The 24673-nt window shown below is 41.5% G+C and carries 21 protein-coding genes; 20 read left to right on the top strand and 1 reads right to left on the bottom strand.

Annotated elements, in window-relative coordinates:
* Positions 1-3: 3 nt before the first annotated feature.
* The 17 genes from porV (at position 4) to ACSSWA_RS02080 (ending at position 19986) form a co-directional block, all read left to right on the top strand.
* Positions 4-1194, top strand: coding sequence for a type IX secretion system outer membrane channel protein PorV (gene porV / locus ACSSWA_RS02160; RefSeq protein WP_437354948.1), 1191 nt, complete (start codon positions 4-6; stop codon positions 1192-1194).
* A gap of 6 nt (positions 1195-1200) precedes the next feature.
* Positions 1201-4239 carry a T9SS type A sorting domain-containing protein gene (locus tag ACSSWA_RS02155; protein WP_437354947.1) on the top strand — a complete coding sequence of 1013 codons (3039 nt, stop codon included), beginning with the start codon at positions 1201-1203 and terminating at the stop codon, positions 4237-4239.
* A 7-nt stretch (positions 4240-4246) separates the two neighbouring features.
* Positions 4247-7315: a biopolymer transporter Tol gene (locus ACSSWA_RS02150; protein ID WP_437354946.1), complete on the top strand. Its 3069-nt coding sequence runs from the start codon at positions 4247-4249 to the stop codon at positions 7313-7315.
* Between the two features lie 12 nt (positions 7316-7327).
* A complete protein-coding gene (locus tag ACSSWA_RS02145; protein ID WP_437354945.1) occupies positions 7328-8173 on the top strand; it encodes a hypothetical protein in 846 nt (281 codons plus the stop codon).
* 15 nt (positions 8174-8188) lie between these two features.
* The gene (der, locus tag ACSSWA_RS02140; protein ID WP_437354944.1) at positions 8189-9502 is read left to right on the top strand and encodes a ribosome biogenesis GTPase Der; all 1314 of its coding nucleotides are present in this window, start codon (positions 8189-8191) and stop codon (positions 9500-9502) included.
* Between the two features lie 77 nt (positions 9503-9579).
* Positions 9580-10944: an FAD-dependent oxidoreductase gene (locus tag ACSSWA_RS02135; protein WP_437354943.1), complete on the top strand. Its 1365-nt coding sequence runs from the start codon at positions 9580-9582 to the stop codon at positions 10942-10944.
* Positions 10941-11567, top strand: a complete 627-nt coding sequence (gene upp, locus ACSSWA_RS02130) for a uracil phosphoribosyltransferase (protein ID WP_437354942.1) — start codon at positions 10941-10943, stop codon at positions 11565-11567. The genes ACSSWA_RS02135 and upp overlap by 4 nt, the downstream gene beginning before the upstream one ends.
* Before the next feature lie 89 nt (positions 11568-11656).
* Positions 11657-13846, top strand: coding sequence for a RelA/SpoT family protein (locus ACSSWA_RS02125; RefSeq protein WP_437354941.1), 2190 nt, complete (start codon positions 11657-11659; stop codon positions 13844-13846).
* On the top strand, positions 13818-14276 hold the full coding sequence (ruvX, locus tag ACSSWA_RS02120) for a Holliday junction resolvase RuvX (RefSeq protein WP_437354940.1): 459 nt from the start codon (positions 13818-13820) through the stop codon (positions 14274-14276). The genes ACSSWA_RS02125 and ruvX overlap by 29 nt, the downstream gene beginning before the upstream one ends.
* Before the next feature lie 60 nt (positions 14277-14336).
* The gene (eutM, locus tag ACSSWA_RS02115) at positions 14337-14618 is read left to right on the top strand and encodes an ethanolamine utilization microcompartment protein EutM (RefSeq protein WP_014856562.1); all 282 of its coding nucleotides are present in this window, start codon (positions 14337-14339) and stop codon (positions 14616-14618) included.
* A gap of 7 nt (positions 14619-14625) precedes the next feature.
* Entirely contained in the window at positions 14626-15222 is a 597-nt protein-coding gene (locus ACSSWA_RS02110) for a BMC domain-containing protein (RefSeq protein ID WP_437354939.1), read from the top strand.
* Between the two features lie 63 nt (positions 15223-15285).
* Positions 15286-16197, top strand: coding sequence for a CdaR family protein (locus tag ACSSWA_RS02105; RefSeq protein WP_437354938.1), 912 nt, complete (start codon positions 15286-15288; stop codon positions 16195-16197).
* Between the two features lie 3 nt (positions 16198-16200).
* The gene (gene tmk, locus ACSSWA_RS02100; protein WP_437354937.1) at positions 16201-16824 is read left to right on the top strand and encodes a dTMP kinase; all 624 of its coding nucleotides are present in this window, start codon (positions 16201-16203) and stop codon (positions 16822-16824) included.
* Positions 16821-18473 (top strand): S41 family peptidase, encoded by a 1653-nt coding sequence (locus tag ACSSWA_RS02095; protein ID WP_437354936.1) that lies wholly within the window; start codon positions 16821-16823, stop codon positions 18471-18473. Before tmk ends, ACSSWA_RS02095 begins: the two co-directional genes overlap by 4 nt.
* Positions 18463-19317, top strand: a complete 855-nt coding sequence (locus ACSSWA_RS02090) for a sulfite exporter TauE/SafE family protein (protein WP_437354935.1) — start codon at positions 18463-18465, stop codon at positions 19315-19317. The genes ACSSWA_RS02095 and ACSSWA_RS02090 overlap by 11 nt, the downstream gene beginning before the upstream one ends.
* Before the next feature lie 6 nt (positions 19318-19323).
* On the top strand, positions 19324-19683 hold the full coding sequence (locus tag ACSSWA_RS02085) for a DUF1634 domain-containing protein (protein WP_437354934.1): 360 nt from the start codon (positions 19324-19326) through the stop codon (positions 19681-19683).
* A 12-nt stretch (positions 19684-19695) separates the two neighbouring features.
* Complete coding sequence (locus ACSSWA_RS02080; RefSeq protein WP_437354933.1) at positions 19696-19986, top strand: hypothetical protein; 291 nt, start codon at positions 19696-19698, stop codon at positions 19984-19986.
* A gap of 1 nt (position 19987) precedes the next feature.
* On the opposite strand, the gene ACSSWA_RS02075 is transcribed toward ACSSWA_RS02080, so the two are convergent.
* Positions 19988-21637 (bottom strand): exonuclease domain-containing protein, encoded by a 1650-nt coding sequence (locus tag ACSSWA_RS02075; protein WP_437354932.1) that lies wholly within the window; start codon positions 21635-21637, stop codon positions 19988-19990.
* An 83-nt stretch (positions 21638-21720) separates the two neighbouring features.
* Here ACSSWA_RS02075 and corA point away from each other — a divergent pair, with 83 nt between their 5' ends.
* From corA to folD, 3 genes are all read left to right on the top strand, one after another.
* On the top strand, positions 21721-22785 hold the full coding sequence (corA, locus tag ACSSWA_RS02070) for a magnesium/cobalt transporter CorA (RefSeq protein ID WP_437354931.1): 1065 nt from the start codon (positions 21721-21723) through the stop codon (positions 22783-22785).
* A 57-nt stretch (positions 22786-22842) separates the two neighbouring features.
* Complete coding sequence (locus ACSSWA_RS02065) at positions 22843-23649, top strand: TIGR00282 family metallophosphoesterase (RefSeq protein WP_437354930.1); 807 nt, start codon at positions 22843-22845, stop codon at positions 23647-23649.
* Between the two features lie 87 nt (positions 23650-23736).
* Positions 23737-24621, top strand: coding sequence for a bifunctional methylenetetrahydrofolate dehydrogenase/methenyltetrahydrofolate cyclohydrolase FolD (gene folD / locus ACSSWA_RS02060; protein WP_437354929.1), 885 nt, complete (start codon positions 23737-23739; stop codon positions 24619-24621).
* The last annotated feature ends 52 nt before the right edge of the window (positions 24622-24673 follow it).

The following is a 24673-nucleotide window of genomic DNA, read 5'->3' as shown; positions in this document are numbered from 1 at the left end:
AAAATGAAAAGAATAATTTTGATTCCTATGATTATGATAATGTTAGCGGGAATCGGTTCGGAAATAAAAGCGCAAGGCGAAGCTGCATTGCCGTTTCTTCTGATTGCTCCCGATTCGAGAGCGGGCGGTATCGGCGAATCCGGAACAGGATTGGCTGATAATTCGGCTGCAATATTCTGGAATCCCGCGGGAATCGCTTTTTTAACCGGCTCGGAAGTCAGTTTTACTCACAGTAACTGGCTGCCGCAGTTCCATCTCGACTTGTTTTACGACTATGCGACTTATCGTCAATATATTGAAGATCTGAACGGAAGCGTCACAGCCAGCGTAACCTATATGAATTACGGCGAAATTGTGCGTACGGGTTCAGATTCTCCGGAACCGATCGGCACTTTCAGATCGTTCGACGCCGCTCTAACTCTCGGCTATGCAACCAAATTGAGCAACGACTGGGGACTCGGCTTGAACTTCCGCATTATTCACAGCCGATTGGCAGACAAGCCGACGGAGGCCGAGCAGGGCAAAGGAGTAGCCACAACTGTCAGTTTCGACGTAGGCGCAATGTGGCGTCCGGAACATTTGAATCTGCCTTTGATCGGAGATATGAGCAACCGTCTGAGCATCGGTATGAATCTCAGCAATATCGGTCCGAAAATCTATTACATCGATCAGGCTCAGGCAGATCCGATTCCGACAAACTTCAGACTCGGATTTGCAACACGGCTTTATCAGGATGATTTCAATTCGATTACAATGACGTTAGATTTCAGCAAATTATTGGTCGACAAAGGGGAAGCGTTCCGGGGAGAAGTTGACAGCAACGCCACTCCGAAACAACGTAAAGATTTTTACGAAGCGATTTTCACAGCCTGGGCAGATCAGCCGTTGAGCGAGGAAATAAGAGATATTACAACCGCCGTGGGTCTGGAATACTGGTACGGTCAACCCGGAGATTTTATGTTTGCTCTGAGAGCGGGATATTTTTATGAAGACCCGTCGTTCGGAAACAGAAAATTCGTTACTATCGGAGCGGGTATCAGATACGATATGTACGGCTTCGATTTCAGTTATTTGACTACCGACGTGTTCAAAGAAGGAGAAAATCATCCGCTCAACAATACATTGCGTTTCACCATCTTTATCGGATGGGGAGGCGTTCCTCAAACTCAATTAGGATTTCCCAGAGGTATTTAATCGATTATGAATAAATCACAACTCAAGATATTTTTATGGCTGGGAATATTAATTCCCGGCCTTTTGTTTGCAGGCTCGCAAAGCGAAAAGAAATTTTCAAAAACACAAACGCTCCCGAACGTTTCGGCTCAAAACGTTGCAATAGGCAAACTGAAGATTTTGGCCGTTATGGTGGAATTTCAGGAAGACAACGATGAATATACCTACGGAAACGGAAAGTTCGGTTCGGTCTATACGGAAGATTACGGCGATACGATTATCGATCCGCTGCCGCACGACAGAGTTTATTTCGAAAATCACCTCGAATTCGCCAAAAATTATTTTAATAAAGTTTCGAACGGCAACTTGAAAATTGAATATACTGTGCTGCCAGAAATAATTACGGTCTCTAAAACAATGCGCAACTACGCTCCTCCTTTGAACAATCCCGACGATTTGAGCGGACTTGCTGATTTTGCGAAGGAAGTTTGGGAGATAGCGGATTCGGTTTTTACCGATGTCGACTTTTCGCAATACGATTTATTTACGATATTCCATGCCGGCGCGGGAGCGGCGTTTTACCCGGCGGGTAAGATCGGCTACGAAAGGGATTTGCCCTCCGTATTTCTTGGTTTTAATACTCTTAGGAAATATCTGGGAAATGATTTCTCGGGTTTTAGCGTCAAGAACGATTTTGAAATACGCAACACGGTCATTCTTCCTTCAACCGAATCGAAGGAAGTAGAATCGTTCGGCGAAAAATATCTTTATCAAATGTCCATCAACGGTTTGATAGTGTCGAATATCGGGAGCTATTTGGGATTGCCGGATTTATTCAATACCGAAACCGGCGTTACCGCAATCGACAGATTCGGTTTGATGGACGGGAACGCTATCTTTGCTTACAGCGGTTTGTTCCCGCCGGAGCCGTCTCCATGGGAAAAAATATTTTTGGGCTGGGTAGAACCCGTGGTGTTGAATGCCAATGTAAGTAATGTTCACATTGCCGCAAAGCTTGCCGCTGCTGCGGGCGATACGGTTATTGTCAAAATACCTGTAAACGACCACGAATATTTTCTCGTAGAAAACCGGCAACGCGACGTTAAGAAAGACGGGATTACGGTTACTTATAAAATAGGCGACAACGTCTATTCTTTTAAAACGCAAAAAGACACAGGCAGATTCAGATTCGATAACGCCGACACTCTGCGCGGCGTTGTCGTAGACGTTGACGAATTCGACTGGGCGGTTCCTGCCAACGGTATTGTTATCTGGCATATCGACGAAAAAATTATTAACGAAAAATATGCGGAGAACAGAATTAATGCCGATTTGTACAACAAAGGCGTCGACATAGAAGAGGCTGACGGCATTCAGGATATCGGCGAATTGTTTAATACTGTCCTCGGTGAAGTTTACGGTATTGCAGGCGAGGAAGATTTATGGTATAAAGGGAATAAAGCGCGATTTTATAAAAACCGTTTCGGAAGCGATACCAAACCGAACAGCAATTCCAATTCGGGCGCAAAGTCGTTTATTACGCTTGATAATTTCTCTGAGCCCGGAAACGTAATGACGTTCGACTTAATTATCGGCAACGATCGATTTCTTCGACTCGCAAATTTTCTGCTCGACGGAAACTATAAATTCGTCGGAGGTCTGGACAATCTTCCCTACATTTTTCTTATTAACAATCACGATTTGATTATACGACATCTCGAATCGGGGTATTCATTGGTATTTCCCGAATTCTCGGAAGTGAGTCCTTCTATATTTCCCTCCTCCTCGAACTTTGTCGTAGTGGGGGCGAATAATACTCAGTTTAACAAGATTACATTGAATTCGGCTCTTGACAGGGTTATTTCGCAAAGCAATTATAGCTTTTCAGAAAATGAAGGTTCGAAGGTTATTACTCCCGTAACATACAGAGGGTTGAATTTTTATACGCTGATGGGAACGGATTTGTCAAGATTGATTAGGCTGGATCATTTCACAGGCAACTATAGAACATTTGATTTCAGTGAATACGGTAAAATTATTCAGATTTCGGCATACCGCGACCAGAATGATTTTGCATTGATTACCGACGGAGGATATTTTATTTCCGGTAAATTTCCGAACGACGTAAAAAATACCGTACTATATTTAAGCGGCATTCCTGTTAAATTAATTACTTTATTGAAGCCGGACGGTAAAAATGAATATATCGTTCTCAATAAAAATAACAGTTTCGACATCATTGTCGACGGCGGCATCCGAAACAGTTTTGTCGTAAATAGTACGGATACAATAAAAGATTTTGCAATTTCGGTAAATCAAGCGAACGGAACATATTCGATTTTGGTTGTGGATAAGAATAAGGTCTTGTCTTTAAACAGCTACGGCATATTAAACGATAATTTTCCTGTAACAGCGTCAGGGGAATTAAACGATTATATTTTAACCGCAGATTTAAATAACGACGACGTTTCGGATCTTTTAGTTTCCTCCGTTGACGGGAATCTTTTTGCATGGGACGGAGCAAGCGGAGATTTATTACCGGGTTTTCCGATTTCTACCGGAGCTTCGCTCAAAGTTCCGCCGGTGTTATTCACAATCGACAATAGTCAAAGCTTAACTAACTTCAAATCCGGAATAATTTATGCGTCCGTCGACGCAGACAATTATTTGAGCAGCTGGTTTATTGCGACAGACAATCCTTCTTCCTACGGCTGGCATTCGGTGGCGGGCGATTTGTATAATTCTTATACAATTACATTGCCCGCGGAAAATATTATAGATGAATATTTCCCTGAAAGCAAAGCTTACAATTGGCCCAATCCGGTATACGGCAACGAAACTTATATAAGATATTACGTAACCGAAGATTCGGATGTCGAAGTGATAATATTAGACGCCGCCGGCGATTATGTAACAACGCTCAGAGGAACCGGGCGCGGCGGATTCGACAATGAAATTAGTTGGGATGTTTCGGACGTTCCGAGCGGAGTTTATTTCGCGCGTATCAATGTTTCCTCGGCTGGCAAAACAGCCTCTAAATTAATCAAAATTGCAATCATCAAGTAGATATCTTATGCGAAAATTATTTTTATTCTTTTTACTGATACCGTGCCTGTTGACGGCTCAATTCAATGAATATAATCCGGAATACGATTGGTATACATTAAAAGGCGAACATGTATTTGTACATTACCATCCCGAAGCCGAAAGGACTGCCAGGACGGTTCTGAAAATAGCCGAAGAAGTTTGGGAACCGATTACGTCGTTATACGGATACGAACCCGAAACCGTGCATTTCGCAATTAAAGATATCGACGATTATTCAAACGGCGCTACGTATTTTTTCGACAATAAAATCGAAATATGGGCGTCAGCTCTCGATTTCGATTTGCGCGGCTCGCACAATTGGCTGCGAAACGTAATATCTCACGAATTTACTCATATGGTTCAAATTCAGGCTGCTATGAAAGTAGGCAGAAGAGTGCCTGCGGTTTATCTTCAATTTATGAATTACGAAGACAAGCGCCGTCCCGACATTTTATACGGCTTCCCGAATTTTATAGCCTCATATCCGATTGCGACTGTAAATGTGCCGGCATGGTTTGCAGAAGGTACAGCTCAATATATGCGTAAAGAATTTAACTACGATAACTGGGATACGCACAGAGACATGATCTTAAGATGCTACGCTCTCGACGGGAAAATGCTGACATGGAATCAAATGGGCGTATTCGGAAAAACAAGTCTGGGCAACGAATCCGTTTATAACGCCGGTTTTGCGCTCACCCGATATATTGCGCAAAAATACGGCGAGGATAAATTGGTGGAGATAAACAACCGACTGAAAGAACTAACGAATTTTACGATTGACGCCGCAATCGAACAAACGCTCGGTATTTCTGGCAAACAACTCTATTCGGAATGGAGCGAGTTTCTCAGGAAAGATTATCGGGAAAGAATAGGCAAAGTGCTCGAAAACCGTATCGAAGGCGAATTAATTACTCCGGTAGGTTTCGGAAATTTTTATCCTTCTTTTGCGGACGACGGCTCTAAAATGGTATACGTGTCGAATAAATTCAGCGACTATTTTGGCATCTCTTCGGTTTATCTATACGATTTTAAAAGCAAGGAAGAAAAACTTCTAGTACCGATGGTGCGCTCTACAGTTGCTTTTATTCCGGGAACGGACAAAATAATTTATGCCAAGTTGAGCGACGACAATCCCAGATGGAATAACATTCATGATTTGTACGTTTACGATATCAGCGAAGAAGAATCGACTCGTCTTACCTACGGTTTGAGAGCGAACAATCCGAACGTATCGCACGACGGTTCTAAAATCGTATTTCTCTTCCAGAAGGACGGCACAACAAATATCGGCACTGTCGACATCAACGGAAAGAATTTTAAACAATTGACATTTTTCAATAACGGCGAGCAGGTTTACAATCCCAAATTCTCGCCCGACGATTCGTACATAGTTTTCGGATATTCTCTTAAAAATACGAGGGAAATTGCGCGGGTGGATACAAACGGAACCGGATACGAAATAATAATTCAAAATGGTTACGACAACCGCGACCCCGTTTTTGACGGCGACGGAAATCTGATTTTCGCCTCGGATATGACCGGCATTTTCAATCTGTATCGATATGAATTTGACTCTCATAGAACTACGAGAATATCGAATGTGGTAGGCGGAGCTTTTCAGCCGGATATAGACAACGAAGGAAATATTATTTATTCCGGATATACTTCCGACGGATTTAAGATATTCTTCCTGGATAAAGAAAATCAGTTAAAAGTAGACGACGACAAAAAATACGTTTGGGTCGGAAATCCGCCTCTCGGAAAAGACAAACCGAAAGGCGATTTGGCTCGTTTCGATATTGAGCGCCTGAAAAATTACAACGACACCGAATTGCCCGACGTTGAACCGTCGCGTTATTCGGGATATTTTTCCCGTTTCAGCATTATACCTTTTATCCGGTACGACAATTATATTACTTCGAACAGTTTTGCAGACAGAATTAAGCCCGGTATTTACGCCGCTTCGAGCGACTATCTGAACAGATTCAGTATTTTCGGAGGCGGCGCTATTAACAAAAAATTCGAACGCGATTTGTTCCTGTCGTTTGAATACAGGGATAAGCTCCCGTTGTTGTATCAATTGGGACTTAAACCCGAAGTGGGCATAGAACTTTACAGCGTAAGTCGAAAAACCAATACGGATATAATATTCGATTCGCTCGATACGTCGTTGAGAACGAGCACCGATGTAACATACAATTTATTCGAAGCCGATTTCTTTGCGCGCCAGAAAATTATAACTGCGGGAAATATGTTGGAGTTCAGATACGTCTACAGCAGTTATACGGCTACTTTGGAAGCTTTTATTTTCCCGAATACGAGTCTGCTCTATCCTTCGACAAACGACACGTATTATATCGGCAACGATTTCCAGCTTAAATTCAGCCACGACGGGATCATTCCTACAAAAGACTCGGATATTAATCCTGTCGGAAGGAAAATCGAGCTTAAGTACGATTATGAATTTAACCGCTATAATCCCGACGGCTCTTATGAAGTAGCGGACGGCATATTGAAACCGATTTACAAAAATTACAATTTCCACCGGATCGAATTAAACTGGAAAGAATATATGCGCGTTTATATGGAACATACTCTAACAGCGCAAATACGGGCGGGTAGTATTCTGGGACCGGATGTGCCTGAGTTTTTCGATTTTTATCTCGGCGGTTTGATAGGCATGAAAAGTTATCCGTTCTATTCTGTCAACGGCAATGAAGTCGCATGGGTAAACCTCACTTACCGCTTCCCGCTCCTTAAGAATATCGACACGCGGCTCGGACATCTTTATATCGACAAGATTTATATGTCCGTCTATGCAGATTTCGGCAATGCATGGAACGGCAACCGCGTTAAACTGGACGACTTTAAAAAAGGAGCCGGACTCGAATTGAGAATTAAGATGAATTCGTTCTACCTTTTCCCGACGAGTCTCTTTTTTAACGCCGCGTATTCATTCGACAGATTTACCAGAACGATTCTTAATGAAGATGTTACTTACGGCAAAGAATGGAATTTTTACGGCGGAATATTGTTCGATTTTAATTTCTAAACGGGTATGAAAATGAAAAAGATTTTATTGATATTCTTTATAGCCGGCGCAGTTGCCGCTCAGTCAAAATTAACCGGCAAACTCTATCTCGATTCCGGTATATCTTTCAGGGAAACTTCCGTTGAATTTAACGGGGACGATTCGTCGGTGCAAAATAAGAAAGCGCCTTTTACCGCCGCGCTTCTTTCGTTTGCAGTACCCGGAGCAGGGCAATTTTATTCCGAAAGTTATTTGAAGAGCGCGCTTTTTGTTGCAGTGGAAGCTGCCGCTATTACTGTAGGCTTGATATACGACAAAAAAGGCGACGACCAGACGGTTAAATTCCAGAACTTTGCCGATGAACATTGGGACGTAGCGCGTTACGCAAGGTGGACAATTGCCCACGCAAAAGAAATTAATTCTTCGATCGACCCGTCTAACTTTTTTGTATTCAATTCCGACGGAACTGTAAACTGGAGAGAACTGAATAAATTGGAAAATGCTTTGGGCGGTTACTATTCTCACCGTCTTGCCCCTTACGGTGATCAGCAATATTACGAAATGATCGGCAAGTATCCGCAGTTCAATGTAGGCTGGGACGACTTCGGCGATGAAAATACGCCTTATAAATACGGCGATCCGCTCACTGAAAATTTCATCTTCTATTCAAAAGAACGCGGAAAAGCCAACGATTTCTATAACGTAGCTTATAAAGCCGTTCTCGTCATTTTTACTAATCATATAATTAGCGCCATCGACGCAGCTCTAACGGCGCGCAGCTTTAATAAAAGTATTAAGGTCAATGCGGAACTAAATAAAATTAATGTAGGTTATAGAACTTTCTATTATCCTCAATTAAATTTGCAATATAATTTTTAATTTGTCTGATAAACTATGAATGAACCGGTAATTGTAATAGTAGGTCGTCCGAACGTAGGAAAGTCGACGCTTTTTAACAGATTGACGCGAAGTAAAACTTCGATTGTTGACGACGCGCCGGGAGTGACGCGCGACCGCATTTACGGCGAAGCCGAATGGAACGGCAAGAAATTTCGAGTTATCGATACGGGCGGATTGGTGCCGAATTCTCAGGACCTGTTTGAAGCGGCTATTAAAGAACAGGTGGAAATCGCTTTCGACGAAGCCGACGCGATCTTTTTCGTCGTTGACGGCAAAAGCGGTCTTACTCCGCTCGATATTGAAATCGCTCAGAAACTGCGCAGGTTTACAAAGCCGAATTTTTTGTTGGTTAATAAAGCCGACAGTCCCGAACTCGAGATGATTAAAAACGATTTTTACCGGTTGGGCATCGATAAAATTTACGATATCTCCGCTATCAACGGACGTAACCTGGGGGATTTGCTCGACGACCTGATTGAAAGCCTCGATTTTTCCAATGTGACGGATAAACCCGACCCGCGTTTGAGGCTCTCGATTATAGGGAAACCCAACGTTGGAAAATCGTCGCTTGTAAATTCACTGCTCGGCTACGACCGCTCTATCGTTACTGATATTCCCGGAACTACGAGGGACAGCATCGATTCTGTAATGAAATATTACGGACAGGAGATAATTCTTGTAGATACGGCGGGCTTGAGAAGAAAATCGAAAATAAAGGAAAATGTAGAATTCTTTTCGAACGTGCGTACTTTCAAAGCTCTCTGGAACAGCGATGTGGCTGTATTGCTTATCGACGCTCAACTCGGCATTGAAAATCAGGATCAGAGAATTATTCAGGAAGCGGTTAGAAGGCGTAAAGGATTGATTATTGCAATCAATAAATGGGACCTGATCGAAAAGGATACAAATACGGCAAAGGTTTTTGAAGAGGCTGTCCGCAGAGAACTCGGAACCCTCGATTATGTGCCTGTAATAACAATTTCGGCGTTGAGCAAACAAAGAATTTATAAACTGATCGACCTGGCGCTCAAAATTCATGACGAACGAAAGAAAAAAATTCCGACGAATCAGTTGAATGAAATACTCCTTCCGGAAATTCAAAAGACTCCGCCGCCTGCAACTCCGACGGGTAAAGAAGTAAAAATAAAATATATTACTCAGGTAGGCGATCATTACCCGATTTTCCTCTTCTTTGCAAACGAACACAAATACGTGCCCGAACACTATAAACGTTTTCTGGAAAGATTAATACGAAAACATTTCGGGTTCGAAGGCGTTCCGATGACAATCAGCATTAAGAACAAATAATAAATTTACCAGCCGTAACATACCCAAAACATGCCGGAATTGTTTATATTTATCTGAAATAATTTGCAGGTTATGTTTTGTATTCGCCAAAAAATATAGTTGTAGTAGGAGGGAATGCGGCAGGACCGGCGGCTGCGGCAAAGGCTAAACGGGTAAGCCCGGATTCCAACGTAACGCTTTTCGAAGCCGGTCAATTCATTTCGACAGGTACGTGCGAGCTTCCCTACGTGCTCTCGGGAGAAATTGCCGACGTTAAGAAATTGGTATTTTTCGATCCGGAAAGCTTCGAACAAAAAAAAGGCGTTAAAGTTTTCATCAATCATCTCGTCGAAAAAATCGACAGAAGAAATAAAACCATTACGGTTTTGAATAAGTCTTCTAATCAAAAAATTGATTATTCTTACGACAGATTAATTCTTACAACGGGTTCTAAGCCCGTATACATTCCTAAATTCGACAGAACGCTCGATAATCTCTTTACGTTAAAAAGCGTAACCGACTTAATAAGGCTTGACAAATTTTTAAGCAATAACAATCGGATAAGAAACGTTGCCGTAATTGGAGCGGGTTATATCGGGTTGGAAACAGCCGAAGCTTTCAGGAAAAAAGGATTTTCCGTTAAACTATTCGAAAGAGAAAATTTACCTTTGCCCAATACGGACGTTGAAATCGGCAATATTATAGCGGAGATTCTGAAAGAAAGCAATATAGAATTTTACCGACAGGCTGTCGATATAGAGCCGGTCATACAAGACAATACCATAAAGGCAATAAAACATAAGGGCTGGACTATCGAAATCGACCTCGTATTGCTGGCTGCGGGTGTAAGACCAAATAACGATTTGGCGGCGGCTGCAGGACTAACATTGGGCGAATTCGGAGGATTGAAAGTCGATTCACGCTGCAAAACATCCGATCCGAACATATTTGCCGCCGGCGATAATATCGAAGTGAAAAACGGCATTACGAACAGATACGATTATATTCCGCTTGCCACGTTAGCCAGAGATTACGGGCATATTGCAGGCGAAAATGCCGCAGGCGGCAATGCAACGGCGCGCGGAATAGTCCCGAATGTCGCTTTGAAATTCTTCGATTACTTTATTGCCACGGTAGGAATAAACAGCGCTAAAGCTCGTAAATATAATCTTAAATTCGAATCCGTTTATGCCACAGCGCCGAATCTTGTTAAGGTTATGCCCGGCAGCAGGAACGGCTTCGGTAAAATATTATTCGATAAATATACCGGCAATATTTTAGGAGGTCAGTTTATCGGCGGAAAAGAAGTGGCAGGTCATGCGGACATCGTTTCCGTTTTTATAAATAATAAAATACCTGTGTATAAACTTGGCGATGTCGATTATAACTACACGCCGCCGTTGTCCCCGTTCATAAATTTATTGTCGATATTGGGAAGAAAAGCTAAAGAGGTAAAAAAATGAACAATCTTACCGTGGTAGATAATCCTCTTGTGAAAAGAGATATAACAATTCTGCGCAACAAAGATACAAGACCTGCGGATTTCAGGGCAGCCCTGGGAAGAATTTCTTATTCCATTGCAGTAGAAATTTCTAAAAATTTTCAATTGAACGAAATCGAAGTAGTCACTCCGTTGGAAACAACGGCAGGACATATGCTTCAAAAGCAAGTGGTTCTTGTGCCAGTCTTGCGCGCAGGTCTCAGCATGGTAAATTCGTTTTTGGATATGATACCCGACGCAAAAGTAGGACACATCGGTTTGCAGCGCAACGAAAAAACTTTGATGCCCGAAGATTATTATTATAAAACCCCGAAAGACATTGGCAGTTCGGTTACAATAGTACTCGATCCCATGCTTGCCACTGGCGGAAGCGCCGCTGCTGCTTTCAAGTATTTGAAAGAAAGGGGCGCAGGCGAATCTTATCTGGCTTGCCTTATAGCGGCTCCGGAAGGCGTAAAGAAGATGAATGACGAGCATCCGGACGTGAAAGTTTATACTGCCGCATTGGACAGGGGATTAAACGAATTGGGTTATATCGTTCCCGGATTGGGAGACGCAGGCGACAGAACTTTCGGCACTTTTTGAAGAACTTATTTGGCGCGGAATCTGTATAACGTTTTGACAATTGTTTTTTATCGATATTTTCGCTTTATTTCAGTAAAAATTAGCTTAAAATGGAAACGGTAATCGGAATTAAACATAAAAAAATGCTCGACGAGCTTCTGGAAGTTTGCAGAAAAAATTTACGGGTAGTCAACGAAGCTCTGATCGAAAAAGCATTTCATTTAAGCTACGAGTCGCACAAAAACGACTTCCGGGCTTCCGGTGAACCGTATTTCAATCATCCCTACGAAGTGGCAATGATTCTTGCCCGGGAAATTCCGCTCGACGATATTTCTATTGTCGGAGCGTTATTGCACGACGTTGTCGAAGATTCCGACATTAACATCGAGTTTATTGCAAAAGAATTCGGACAGGAAGTTGCCGAGATTGTAGACGGGGTTACGAAAATTGGCGGTGTGTTTAAAGAGCAGGAAATTGTCAAAGCCGAAAATTACAGAAAGCTTTTGCTTTCGATGGTAAAGGATGTGCGCGTTATTCTCGTTAAATTTGCCGACCGCCTCCATAATATGCGCACGCTTGAATTCGTAAGTCCTCAAAAACAACGCCGCATTGCAAAAGAGACTCTCGAAATCTACGCGCCCTTTGCTCACAGATTCGGTCTGGGCGCCATTAAATGGGAAATGGAAGACCTGGCATTCAAGTATCTCAACAGAGAAGCTTACGACAGTATTGCTCAAAAAATTTCGGATACTCGCAAAGAAAGAGAAGCTTTTTTGAACAAGGTTATTAAACCCGTATCCGAAAAGCTGAAAGAATATAACCTGAAATTCGAAATAAGCGGACGACCGAAACACCTTTACAGTATTTACAGAAAAATGGTCACTCAAAATCTTCCTTTCGAACAGATCTATGATAAGCTTGCTATCAGAATAATTCTGGAAAACGACGATAAAAACAGTTGTTATCTCGTACTCGGAATTGTAAACGAGCTTTTCAAACCGATACCCGACCGTTTTAAGGATTTTATTTCGATACCGAAAAAGAACAATTATCAATCGATTCATACCACTGTTATTGGTCCCGAAGGAAGACTGGTAGAAGTTCAAATACGAACGCGCAAGATGCACGAAATTGCCGAACGCGGCGTGGCTGCTCACTGGAAATACAAAGAGAATATTACAAGCACAGACAAAGAGCTGGAAGAATGGGTCAGCTGGGTAAGGGATATTTTTGAAAACGCTTCCAAAGACGAGGCTACCAAGGAAATACTCGCAAGCTTTAAACTGAATCTTTACCAGGATGAAATTTATGTTTTCACGCCGAAAGGAGAACTCAAAAGGCTGCCTATCAATTCCACTCCGGTCGATTTCGCTTATGAAATTCACAGTAATGTAGGCAACCATTGCATAGGAGCAAAAGTAAACGGCAAAATAGTTCCCTTGAATACGATTCTTCACAGCGGCGACCAGGTTGAAATCATAACTTCCAAAAATCAACATCCCAATAAAAGTTGGCTGCAGTTTGTCAAAACGCATAAAGCCAAAAGTCACATTCGCAGGTACCTGAATAAAGAAGAAGAACGGATAATCGAAAACGGCAAGGAAATATTCGAGAAAAAAGTTAAGAAATATAAACTTGCCCTGACTCCGGACGATATAGTTAAACTTTCGAAAAAGCTAAAATTCGACAACGTCAAAAGTTTTTATAAAGCCGTTGCCTCGAACAATGTAGACCTCGACCGGATTTTGAATCCCGCGCTCAATGTTCAGGCTCAGGAGAGCCAGAAAGAAAGCGGCGAACTTGAGTTTGACCGTTTTGTCGATATAGCGCGGCATACAGCCGGCGGCGTAATCGTCGAAGGCGAGCAGAAGGGTCTGTCGATAAGTTATGCAAAATGTTGCAATCCTATTCCCGGCGACCCGATAATCGGCTATGTTACAATCGGAGAGGGAATTAAAGTTCACCGCAAGGATTGTAAAAACCTGATTAATATGTTAAAGAGCAACGAGGAACGGGTTGTGCCGGTTAACTGGCCTAAAACCGACGGGTCTTACTTTGTTGCGGGCATTATCATTAAAGGCGAAGATATGCCAGGAATTCTGAAAGATATTTCGAACAGTATCACAACTTTTGAAAACACGAATATTAAATCGGTAAATTTCAGCACTGCCGATTCGATGTTCAAAGGAACAATTACGGTTTATGTAAGGGATCTGAATCATCTTAACAAACTGATAGAACGACTCAAAAAGAATAAAGGCGTCTATTCCGTTGAACGTTTCGACGCCGACAATCAATAATATGCCTGAAACCGAATCCCGAATAATGTCTATCGATTACGGCGAAAAGCGCGTAGGCATAGCGGTCACCGACCCGCTGAACATTTTTGCTTATCCATTAACTACTCTCGATAACGATGCCAATCTGACAGCAAATATCTTAAAATTGATTGCCGAGTATAACGTTACTAAAATTATTATCGGCAATCCTTTAAAAGAAAACGGCGAAGAATCGAAAGTCTCTCCGGTCGTAAAGGAATTTTCCCGGAAGCTTCAAAGCGCCACTGGAATCGATATAGAATTGGTTGACGAGCGATACACTTCGAATATTGCTCAGAGGAGAATAATCGAAAGCGTGCCGACAAAGAAAAAGAGAAGAGACAAAGGACTGATCGATAAGAATGCCGCGGCGATTTTATTGGAAGATTATCTAAGAAAAAAATCAAATTGACATTTTTAGTTATATAAGCTATTTTGATGTCGAAATTTAAACACAATATGGAGCCCTCATATGACACTCGATGCACTTGGCATGATCGAAACCAAAGGATTGGTAGGAGCCATTGAAGCAGCCGACGCTATGGTAAAAGCTGCTAAAGTGGAATTAATCGGAAAAGAAACAATCGGCGGCGGTTATGTAACAGTCATGGTTCGCGGCGACGTTGGAGCCGTTAAAGCCGCTACCGACGCTGGAGCCGCAGCAGCTCAGCGTGTCGGTGAATTGGTTTCGGTTCACGTAATTCCTCGTCCTCATACTGATGTGGAATTGATTCTACCCAAACGTTCCAAGTAATTGAATCATGCAATTGGCTTTAGGGTTGATTGAAACCAGGGGCTTGGTGGCTGCTATCGAAGCGGCGGACGCTATGCTCAAGGCGGCCAATGTTAAATTGCTCCGTAAAGAAAAAGTGAAAGCGGGACTGGTTACCGTTGAAATAATCGGAGAAGTCGCGGCAGTTAAATCGGCTGTGGATGCCGGCGCCGCTGCCGCTCAACGCGTGGGAGAACTGGTGTCGGTTCATGTGATTCCAAGACCCGACGAACAAATCGATATTCTGGTTAATCCGGAAACAGTAAAGACAACCCGAAAAACCGAAAGAACCATCCAACAACCGGCAAGCGAAAAATCATCTAACCCCGAGACGGCTGAAAACCATCTGGAAAATCTAAAACAAGAAGCCATAAAAGAACTTGAAAACGAAGAGCCGGAAGAAGACGATTTCTTCGGTAGCGGCGATATTACCGAAGCGCCGCCGACTGAAGAATTGTCCAAATTAAACGTGCATAAACTGAGAAGATTGGCTCGTTCTTTCCCGAATTTCCCGATAAAAGGAAGAGAAATTTCGAAAGCCAACAGAGAAACTTTGATCGAGTTGTTTAATACTCTCAGAGATTAATTGAGATTCCAAATTTATTTATGAAAAAAGGCTTTTGATAAAGCCTTTTTTTATATTTAAACCATGAAGAACAAACTTTTACCGATTATCTCCGTAGTTATAATTTCAATTGTGCTATGGGGTTCAATCGCCCTTTCGGAAGATTATATCTGCGGTATCAACGCCCCTGTGGAACTCTTGGACATTTCTCAACAATATGCCCCGGTATTTTTGTCGGGCGAATCCGTTTATGTCAGATTGAAAGGCAAAGGATGGGAATTGGCTAAGATTTGTTTGGGCGGCGAGCACAGTTTTTATGTCTCGTCTCCGCAAAACAAAGGGAGGTATTCGATAAATCTGAAAAACGAATTCGAAAACAATCCGTGGATCGGTTCGTCGGTATCCGTCGTTGAAATAATCCCTTCGGAAATAAAATTGAGGATTGAAGACCGGGTAACAAAAAAAGTCCCTGTTGAGAAGAATTTCCATATAAGCTTTGCTCCCGGTTTCGGACTGGCTTCGGAAGTTGAGTTTTTCCCTGATTCAATAGTCGTCTCTGGTCCCGAATCGATTTTGAAGAATGTCGAATCCGTAAAAACCGATACGGTTAAATTCGAAAATGTCAACGAATCCCAGGAAGGGGAAGTAGACCTGCTTCTGGAAAACGGTATTGAATACTCGACGGACAGATGCAAATTCAAATTCGACGTTGAAAAAATAATTGAACTTGAATTCAAAGATATTCCGGTAAAAGTTTTAAATACGCCGCCTGACAAAGAATTGCTGATATTTCCTGTTAAAATCAATGTTATACTGAGAGGCGGCTTGAATAAACTCGGACGGCTTTCCAAAGAAGATATAAAAGTATTTGCCGATTTCAGAGACGCGGTTGGGGATAATGAAGATATGCTCGCTCCGCGCATTATAATTCCTAAATATACCGAATTGATCGGCGCGGTTCCTTCTAAATTAAAATATATCATCAGAGAGAGATAGCCTATGTTCATTACTTTCGAAGGACTTGACTTTTGCGGCAAGTCGACTCAGGTTAAATTACTCAAAGATTATCTGGAAAATAAAAACGAAAAAGTTTTGGTTATCAGAGAACCAGGCGGCACCGGCATTTCCGAGAGTATCCGTTCGATTCTCCTGGATAAAAAGAACAGCGGAATGTGCGATGAAACGGAATTGTTGCTTTTCTCGGCCAGCAGGGCTCAGCTCGTCAAAGAAAAAATTCTTCCCGCTCTAGAAAAAAAAATTTGGGTAATATCGGACAGATTTCACGATTCAACCGTTGCATATCAATCCTACGGCAGAGGATTGCCTCGCGATTTTGTCGAAATACTGCAGAGTTTTGTTATAGGGCGGGCAGTTCCGGAATTAACTTTTTTTATCGATTTACCGATCGAAGAGGTTTTCAGAAGAATGTCGATTGTAAAAAAACACGAACTCGACAGAATAGAAACCTCGCAAAGAGAATTCTATGAGAACGTAAGAAAAGGTTATCTTCAACTTTCCGAAAAAGAAAAACGATTCAGAAAAATCGACGGTACGAAAACAATCGAAGAAATTCACAAAAATATCATTGAAGAAATCGAAAAGAAGATTCGGGTAGAAGCATGAAAACGAAACGACAATTAATAATGCTTTTGTTGATTGCATTTTTATTCAGCGGATTTTTCCGAAGCGACAGCGACATCTATTTCAAAATAAACAAAAGCATCGATATATTCGGACGAGTTTATAAAGAACTCTCTTTAAACTACGTAGACCCGATCGACCCGGAAAAATTAATGCAGTCCGGCATTGAAGGAATGCTCGAGTCGCTCGATCCTTACACGAATTTTATCGACGATGTCCATCAGAAGGATATCGATATTATAACGAAAGGCACATACGGAGGCATCGGAGCTACGGTCGGATTGCGTAACGACAACATTACGATCGTCGATCTGATAGAAGGCTATTCGGCGCAAAGGCAGGGGATGAGGATAGGAGACGTAATTATCAAGGTCGATTCCGTGGAAGTTTCTAAAGATAATTACGAAACTCTGAGCGAACTGCTGAAAGGCGAACCCGGAACTTTAGTGACGGTTACGGTAAAAAGGGAAGGCTCGAACGAACCGATAGTTTTTAATCTGGTAAGAGAAGATATCGAAATTAAAAATCTGTCGTACTACGGCTTTTATCCCGAGAATTCAAATAATGTTTATCTGAAGCTGAGCGGATTTTCCCGAGCCGCCGGAGAGGAAGTTAAAAAAGCCTTGATTGAACTCGGGAATAAAAAAGAGATCAAAAGTATTATACTCGATTTGCGAGGCAATCCGGGCGGATTGTTAAACGCCGCCATAGAAGTCTCCGAAAAGTTTTTGAAAAAAGGCGATTTGATTGTTTCGGTCGAAGGCAGAGACACTTCCCAAATCAAAAAATATTATTCGGAAGAAGAGCCGATTGCGGGAAACGTAAAAATGGCTGTGTTAATAGATCAGGGATCCGCATCGGCGTCCGAAATAGTTGCGGGCGCATTGCAGGATCACGACCGCGCCGTTTTGATCGGAGAAAATTCATTCGGTAAAGGACTGGTTCAAACAGTCGTTCCTCTTTCGTATAACACTTCGCTTAAAATTACTACGGCTCGCTACTATACTCCCAGCGGGCGCTCTATACAAAGAATTAATTACACCGACGAAAAAATTCTACTTGAAAACAGAAAAGAAAAAAACGGGGAAATATTTAAGACCGACAATAACAGAAAGGTTTATTCGGGCGGGGGAATAACGCCCGATTCGATAGTGGATAATACTACAAAATCCGACCTTATTCAAAGTTTATTGGCGGAAGGTATGTTTTTCCGTTTCGCAACAAATTTATTCAACAATAACGTAAATGCCGATTTCGAATCTTTGTCCGATAAATATCTGGTCGACAAATTCAAGGAATATTTGATAAACAGTAATTTCAAGTACGAATCGCCTTCGCTTCGACTGATAAGAGAATTATTGAAAAAAGCAAAAAGCGAAGGACTTTCCGAAAACCTTATTGCGCTCTTGAAAAATGAAGAGGAAAATCTGGCTTCGGAATTGGACTGGCAGATTGAAAAATACGGCGGAGAAATAGCCGGATTGATAAGGGAAGAGCTGCAGGCAAGGAGCAACGGAAGAGTAGCACGAATAATCGAATCTTTGAAACACGACGCGCAGTTTAATGCAGCGCTTTCCGTTCTGAATAACAATAAATTGTATAAGAGATTATTGAATCCAAATGCTGACTGAATTGATTCTGATGTACTTAATAGCAATAGCTGCGGGGCTGCTTGGAGCTCTGGTTGGAATCGGAGGAGGTATAATTGTGGTGCCTGCTCTGACTTTGATTTTTAATATCCCCGTTCATTATGCAATTGCGGCAAGTCTTATATCGGTAATAGCCACTTCCATAGCGGGCGCAAACAGATACGTCGAGCAGGAAATTACAAATCTTAAACTCGGCATGTTTCTGGAAATCTTTACAACCGCCGGCGCTCTTATCGGAGCTTTTCTGGCTCTCATTTTGCACGGATGGATATTAAGCGTAATTTTCGGAACGCTCGTTTTTGTTATGGCGCTTTATTCTTTCAAAAACAGGGAAGAAAAAACAAATAATTCAGTCGCCGATGGCGAACCCGATGAAAATTCTTTGTTGAGTTTTGAAGATACGTTTTACGACAGTGCGGAAAAAAAGACGGTCGAGTATCGCGTGTTGCATCCGGTTAAAGGGGGATTTATTTCCATGCTTGCTGGAATCGGATCGGGATTGTTGGGCATAGGAGGCGGTATTATAAAAGTTTCCGTAATGAACGGCTATATGAAAGCGCCGATGAAAGTTGCCGTTGCTACAAGCAAATTTATGATAGGAGTAACGGCTTCCGCCAGCGCCGTGTTGTATTTCCTGAACGGCGCGGTTAACTCGTTTATTGTAGCTCCCGTTGCTCTGGGCACTATAACCGGCGCAACTCTGGGAAGCGTATTTATGAATAGAATACCGACTAAATACATCAAGATAATCTTTATAGTCGTCGCCGGTTATTTGTCCGTAAGAATGATAATACGCGGTTTGTCTGTCGGATTGAATTTAATGTAAATAGATATGAACTTAAACAGGTATATATCGAAAGTATTGTCGGTCGGAATTTACGTGACCGTGTTTTTCTATCTCTGCGGAATTATCCTTGTAGTGGTTAATGGAAACGTCAAAGACTTTTTTTCTGTTGCCGAGATTGTTTCTTTGAAAGATTTCATCTCAAGATTGATATCGTTGGACCCTGCGCCGTTTTTCTATCTTGGCACGCTCGTACTTATAATGACTCCGATATTAAGAGTTTTTTTTTCGTGTTACTATTTTTATAAAATAGGGGACAGGAAATTTTTCTTTATTACCATTGCCGTAGTTGTTATATTAGCGTTGAGCATTTTCATAGGGCTGAGTTTTTCATTAAATCTCGGGTAAAAGGGGGTAGAGTTGAAGAGCTACAAAATTTTTATCGGCAAAAATCCGCAATATTCCAAATGTCCGAAATGTAATTCTCAATTTACACTTCACCGTTCCAGAGCTAAGAATATGATGGAGCAGATTGTAAAGAAAATAACATTCTATAAAATTTACCGCTGTCGGGAATGCGGATGGCGGGGATATCTATCCACGATTGTTCTTACGTCCGAATCTGTAAAAGCGCTCCTTGTTTACGGTTTTTTAATTCTTTTTACCGCTTATGTTGTGAGATTATTAATCGGCAGATTTATTGCGAATTAGCTCAAACTTTCGAGGGAAAGATTAAGTTCGAAGCCAGTTCATTATAAGAGTTAATACGGCTTAAATTGTGAATCTTAATTTTACTTCTGTTTTTAATAAGCCAGTTAAGCGTAATCTTTAGTCTTTCCAGGTCTTTCTCGGTAATTTCTTTAAATAGTTCAACGGTTCCGTCAAAATAATCTTTCAGGATTTCGTCAAAATATTTGTCGGATTCGGAGATGAAATTCCGTATAACTATTTTCCCTTCGAGTAAAAGTATGTAGTCGTTTTTGTCGGCTCCGGTAATCTCGATCAAAGTTTTTGCTTTATTAACCGGCTCGTTTAGTATGGCGGCTTTGTGCAGCTGTTTGAAAATCAAATTTATGATATCCCGGATTTCAGCCGCTTCTTCGAATTTTTTATCTTCGCTTAACGCTTTCATCTTTTGCAATAATCTGTCGAGCGCAGATTGATTTTTTCCGCTCAAAAATTCATGCACAATTTCCAGCTCCTTCTCGTATTCCTTCCGGTCGTCATTGACGCAGGGCGCTGTGCATCGTTTAATGTCGTAGAGATAGCATTTTTTCTTCTTCGAAAATTCTTTGTCCCTGCACTCCCTGAGTTTGAAAGTTTTATCGATTATTTCTTTAATTAATCCCGCAATGTCTCTGTTCGGATAGGGACCGTAATAATCATTTCCGTCGAAATCGAATTTAGTCGTAACTTCCACAACGGGGTAGTCTTCCCGTGATGTTACTCTAATGAAATAATTGCGGGAATATTTTTTCAATAATTTATTAAAAGCGGGCTTATGTTTTTTAATCAGCTCGGCTTCGGCTAATAATGCGGTAAGCTCGGAATTTGTGCCCAGGAAATCGATTTTGTCGGCTTTCGTAACTATTTTTTTTGTTTTGCGGGGCGCATTGTTTACGAAGTAATTGGACAATCTTTTTTTGAGAGATTTTGCTTTCCCGATATAAACTATCTCGTCCTTTTTGTCCTTGAAAAAATAAATGCCGGGCGTATCGGGAATTTTCACGTAATCGTCTGCCAGGCTTTTTTTTATGATTCTGTAAGATTGGGCGTTGGCAAGCCTCTGGAAGCGTATCAGATCCGATACCGATTCGACATGATGTTCCTCCGTAAGCCGGTCGAACATTTTAATTAATATTTTGGCTGTAGCCATAGCGTCGCCTAATCCGGTGTGAACCTTTTTATGCCGGATTTTCAAATGCCGGGTGAGACTTCCGAGCGCTTTACTGGGCAATTCGGGATAAATGCGCTTTGCCAGTTGCAGCGTACAAATAGCCGGATTCTCCGGGATCTCTAGTCCTGTTTTTAAGCATTCGTATTTTAAGAAGGAGTAGTCGAACTTAAGATTATGAGCTACAAGAACGGCGTCTCCGAAGAAATTCAATATATCGTTATAAACGTCTTCAAAATAGGGCGCCTGCGCCACATCGTCGTCGGTTATTCCTGTCAACTGCGTTATGAAAGGCGGAATTTGTCTGCCCGGATTTATATAAGAAGAAAACGTATCGATAATTTTTTTATTCCTTATCTTAACAATGCCGATTTCGATAACTCTCTCGTTCCGAGCGGATACTCCTGTCGTTTCGAAATCGAATACGCAATATTCGGCTTTATCCAGTTTTATCTCGGTTAAATCCATGTTCCGCTAAATTATGTATTGAAAATTTGCCTGTCTGTTTTATATTGTAATTTACATTACTAAAATATACGGAGAAAATTTAATTGAAAAGATTATTCAGAAGACAAACCGCAAAAGCGGGATTGCCGCCGGGCAGTCTTGTTTACACAGGTCTGAAATCCGTAGAAAAAGTAAAAATAAAACTTATTCGTTACAACGAATCCGATTACAGTGAATACGATATCGAAAACGTCGGCGAGCTCGAAAACTTTAAAAATACAGAAGGTATTAAATGGGTTAATATTACCGGATTGCATCAGGTGGATATATTCGAAAGTATAGAAAAAATGTTCGGCATTCATCCGCTTACACTTGAAGACATTCTAAACATAAATCAACGTCCGAAATTCGACGACTATGACAATTATTTATTTGTTGTATTGAGAATGCTGAGCCTTAAACAGGAAACAAATGAGATTGATAATGAGCAATTGAGTCTTATTATTACAAAAGAATTCGTATTTACGTTTCAGGAGAAAGAAGGCGACGTGCTCGATAATCTCAGAAACAGAATTAAAAACAATAAAAACAGAATAAGACGTCTGGGTACGGACTATCTTGCATATTCGATTATCGACACCGTTATAGACCACTATTTTTATCTTCTCGAACAGATAGGCGAAAAAATAGAGCTGCTCGAGGAAAAAATGGTCAAAGAACCCGAAGACGGAAACCTCGAAGAAATTCATAAACTTAAAACCAATCTGATACTTGTAAGAAAATCGTCTTGGCCGGTCAGGGAAATGGTCGATAATATTTTACAGAGCGAATCTGGATTGCTGAGCGAATCGACGTACAATTATTACCGGGATGTTTACGACCACATTATTCAAATTATCGATATTATTGAGACCTACAGAGAGATGGTTGCGGCGGTTATGGATATCTATTTGTCGAGTTTGAGCAACCGTATGAACCAGGTTATGAAAGTTCTAACGATAATTGCGACTATTTTTATACCGCTTACTTTTATAGCCGGTATTTACGGAATGAATTTCCGTTATATGCCCGAACTTGAACATCCCTACGGTTATCCGATTGTTCTGATTGTAATGCTCCTTATCGGATTGTTTATGCTCTATTATTTCAGAAAAAAACATTGGTTATAATTCCGCAATTCTTTATACTTGTTGTTCCGAAATTATTTTAAATTAAAAAAGAAAGTTATGAATATTAATATATTGTTTATAGGCGACATAGTCGGACAACCCGGGCTCGATATTGTTCAGATGTGGCTGCCCGGCTTACAAAAAAAATACAGAGCCGACCTTACGATAGTAAACGGCGAAAATGCTTCCGAAGGCAAAGGGTGCACGGAAAAGGAAGCCAAAGCTCTCTTTGACCTCGGCGTCGATGTAATAACAGGCGGGAATCACACATGGGATAAACATCAATCGCAGGAATATTTGCGCAAAGATAATCGCGTCATTAGACCTCTTAACTATCCCAGAGGAACTTACGGCAACGGTTACTACGTGGCAGACACCAACAAAGGAAAAGTGGCGGTAATTAATTTGCAGGGCAGAGCGTTTATGGCGCCAATCGACTGCCCATTCAGAGCGAGCGAATGGGCGCTTTCAAAACTCGAAGGAACAACCAAGGTAATAATTGTCGATTTTCATGCGGAAGCGACCGCTGAAAAACTTGCTATGGCGAATTTCCTGGACGGTAAAATATCCGCTTTAATCGGAACGCATACGCACGTTCAAACTGCAGACGAAAGAATTTTTCCGAACGGGACAGGCTATATTACCGATTGCGGTATGACAGGTCCATACGATTCGGTAATCGGCATGAAAACCGAAGCGGCAATTAACCGGTTCCTCTACCAAACTCCTCAAAAATATCAGGTGGCTAAAGATAATGTCCATCTGTGCGGACTGTTCCTGAAGATAGACGTTGACACAGGCAGGACGATTGAAATCGAGAGAATTCTGATCCCGGAATTTAACAAATCGGTTCCGTCAAACTAATTTCTCTTTTTTCGGCTTATTATTTTTCTCTTTGAAATGAAATGAATAATTTTCGAGTGGGATTTTAAATAAATTGAGCGTTACTAAATGGCTGTTATTTTAGACGGTAAAAAAATTGCATCGGATATTAAAACCGAACTCAAAGAAAGCATTCAAAAATTGAAATCCGAAGGGAAACCCGCTCCCGGTCTGGTGGCTATTTTGGTAGGCGATAATCCGGCTTCAAAAGTTTATGTTTCTTCGAAGAGTAAAGATTGCGAAGAGATCGGCATTAAATCTAAAGTCGAAGCATTGCCTGAAAATACGACTGAAGATGAATTGCTTGATTTAATACGAAAATACAATGACGATCCGGAATATCACGGAATTCTTGTCCAGCTCCCTTTGCCGCGGCATATAGACGAAAATCGTGTAATTGAAACAATTATTCCTTCAAAAGACGTCGACGGATTTCATCCTCGGAACGTTGGAAATCTCGTTATCGGGAAAGATACTTTCTATCCGTGCACTCCTTACGGCATTGTTGAAATTCTTAAAAGATATGACATCGAAACGCGCGGCAAACATGTTGTCGTTGTCGGAAGAAGCAATATAGTAGGCAAACCGGTGGCAAACATGATGCTGCAGAAAAAAGAAGGCGCTAATTCAATTGTTACCGTATGTCATTCTGCCGCCAAAGATTTGTCGCGTTTTACTAAAGACGCGGACATTCTTATTGCGGCAATTGGCAGACCAAAATTTATTAAAGCGGATATGATTAAGGAAGGAGCGGTTGTAATCGATGTCGGCATTAACAGAATTGAGGATAAAACCGCAAAGTCGGGATACAGGCTCGTCGGAGATGTGGATTATGAAGAAGTTTTTGAAAAAGCCTCGTATATTACGCCCGTGCCGGGTGGAGTAGGATTGATGACGCGCGCAATGCTTTTGCGCAATACTTTCGAAGCATACCAAAAGATTATGGGTAATTAATATGGAATCGAATCTTCTTGATAAAATAATTTCTCAGGTGCTCGTTGAAAAA

Source organism: Melioribacter sp. Ez-97 (assembly GCF_051488665.1).
Taxonomy (GTDB): domain Bacteria; phylum Bacteroidota; class Ignavibacteria; order Ignavibacteriales; family Melioribacteraceae; genus Melioribacter.
Note: the sequence above shows the minus strand (reverse complement) of the source record. Positions and strands in the feature narration are given on the sequence as shown.

What these genes read in the sequence shown, in the direction of transcription:
- porV (WP_437354948.1), top strand. Translation starts at nt 4, where the DNA reads ATGAAAAGAATAATTTTGATTCCTATGATTATGATAATGTTAGCGGGA.
- ACSSWA_RS02155 (WP_437354947.1), top strand. Translation starts at nt 1,201, where the DNA reads ATGAATAAATCACAACTCAAGATATTTTTATGGCTGGGAATATTAATT.
- ACSSWA_RS02150 (WP_437354946.1), top strand. Translation starts at nt 4,247, where the DNA reads ATGCGAAAATTATTTTTATTCTTTTTACTGATACCGTGCCTGTTGACG.
- ACSSWA_RS02145 (WP_437354945.1), top strand. Translation starts at nt 7,328, where the DNA reads ATGAAAAAGATTTTATTGATATTCTTTATAGCCGGCGCAGTTGCCGCT.
- der (WP_437354944.1), top strand. Translation starts at nt 8,189, where the DNA reads ATGAATGAACCGGTAATTGTAATAGTAGGTCGTCCGAACGTAGGAAAG.
- upp (WP_437354942.1), top strand. Translation starts at nt 10,941, where the DNA reads ATGAACAATCTTACCGTGGTAGATAATCCTCTTGTGAAAAGAGATATA.
- ACSSWA_RS02125 (WP_437354941.1), top strand. Translation starts at nt 11,657, where the DNA reads ATGGAAACGGTAATCGGAATTAAACATAAAAAAATGCTCGACGAGCTT.
- eutM (WP_014856562.1), top strand. Translation starts at nt 14,337, where the DNA reads ATGACACTCGATGCACTTGGCATGATCGAAACCAAAGGATTGGTAGGA.
- ACSSWA_RS02110 (WP_437354939.1), top strand. Translation starts at nt 14,626, where the DNA reads ATGCAATTGGCTTTAGGGTTGATTGAAACCAGGGGCTTGGTGGCTGCT.
- ACSSWA_RS02105 (WP_437354938.1), top strand. Translation starts at nt 15,286, where the DNA reads ATGAAGAACAAACTTTTACCGATTATCTCCGTAGTTATAATTTCAATT.
- tmk (WP_437354937.1), top strand. Translation starts at nt 16,201, where the DNA reads ATGTTCATTACTTTCGAAGGACTTGACTTTTGCGGCAAGTCGACTCAG.
- ACSSWA_RS02095 (WP_437354936.1), top strand. Translation starts at nt 16,821, where the DNA reads ATGAAAACGAAACGACAATTAATAATGCTTTTGTTGATTGCATTTTTA.
- ACSSWA_RS02090 (WP_437354935.1), top strand. Translation starts at nt 18,463, where the DNA reads ATGCTGACTGAATTGATTCTGATGTACTTAATAGCAATAGCTGCGGGG.
- ACSSWA_RS02085 (WP_437354934.1), top strand. Translation starts at nt 19,324, where the DNA reads ATGAACTTAAACAGGTATATATCGAAAGTATTGTCGGTCGGAATTTAC.
- ACSSWA_RS02075 (WP_437354932.1), bottom strand. Translation starts at nt 21,637, where the DNA reads ATGGATTTAACCGAGATAAAACTGGATAAAGCCGAATATTGCGTATTC.
- ACSSWA_RS02065 (WP_437354930.1), top strand. Translation starts at nt 22,843, where the DNA reads ATGAATATTAATATATTGTTTATAGGCGACATAGTCGGACAACCCGGG.
- folD (WP_437354929.1), top strand. Translation starts at nt 23,737, where the DNA reads ATGGCTGTTATTTTAGACGGTAAAAAAATTGCATCGGATATTAAAACC.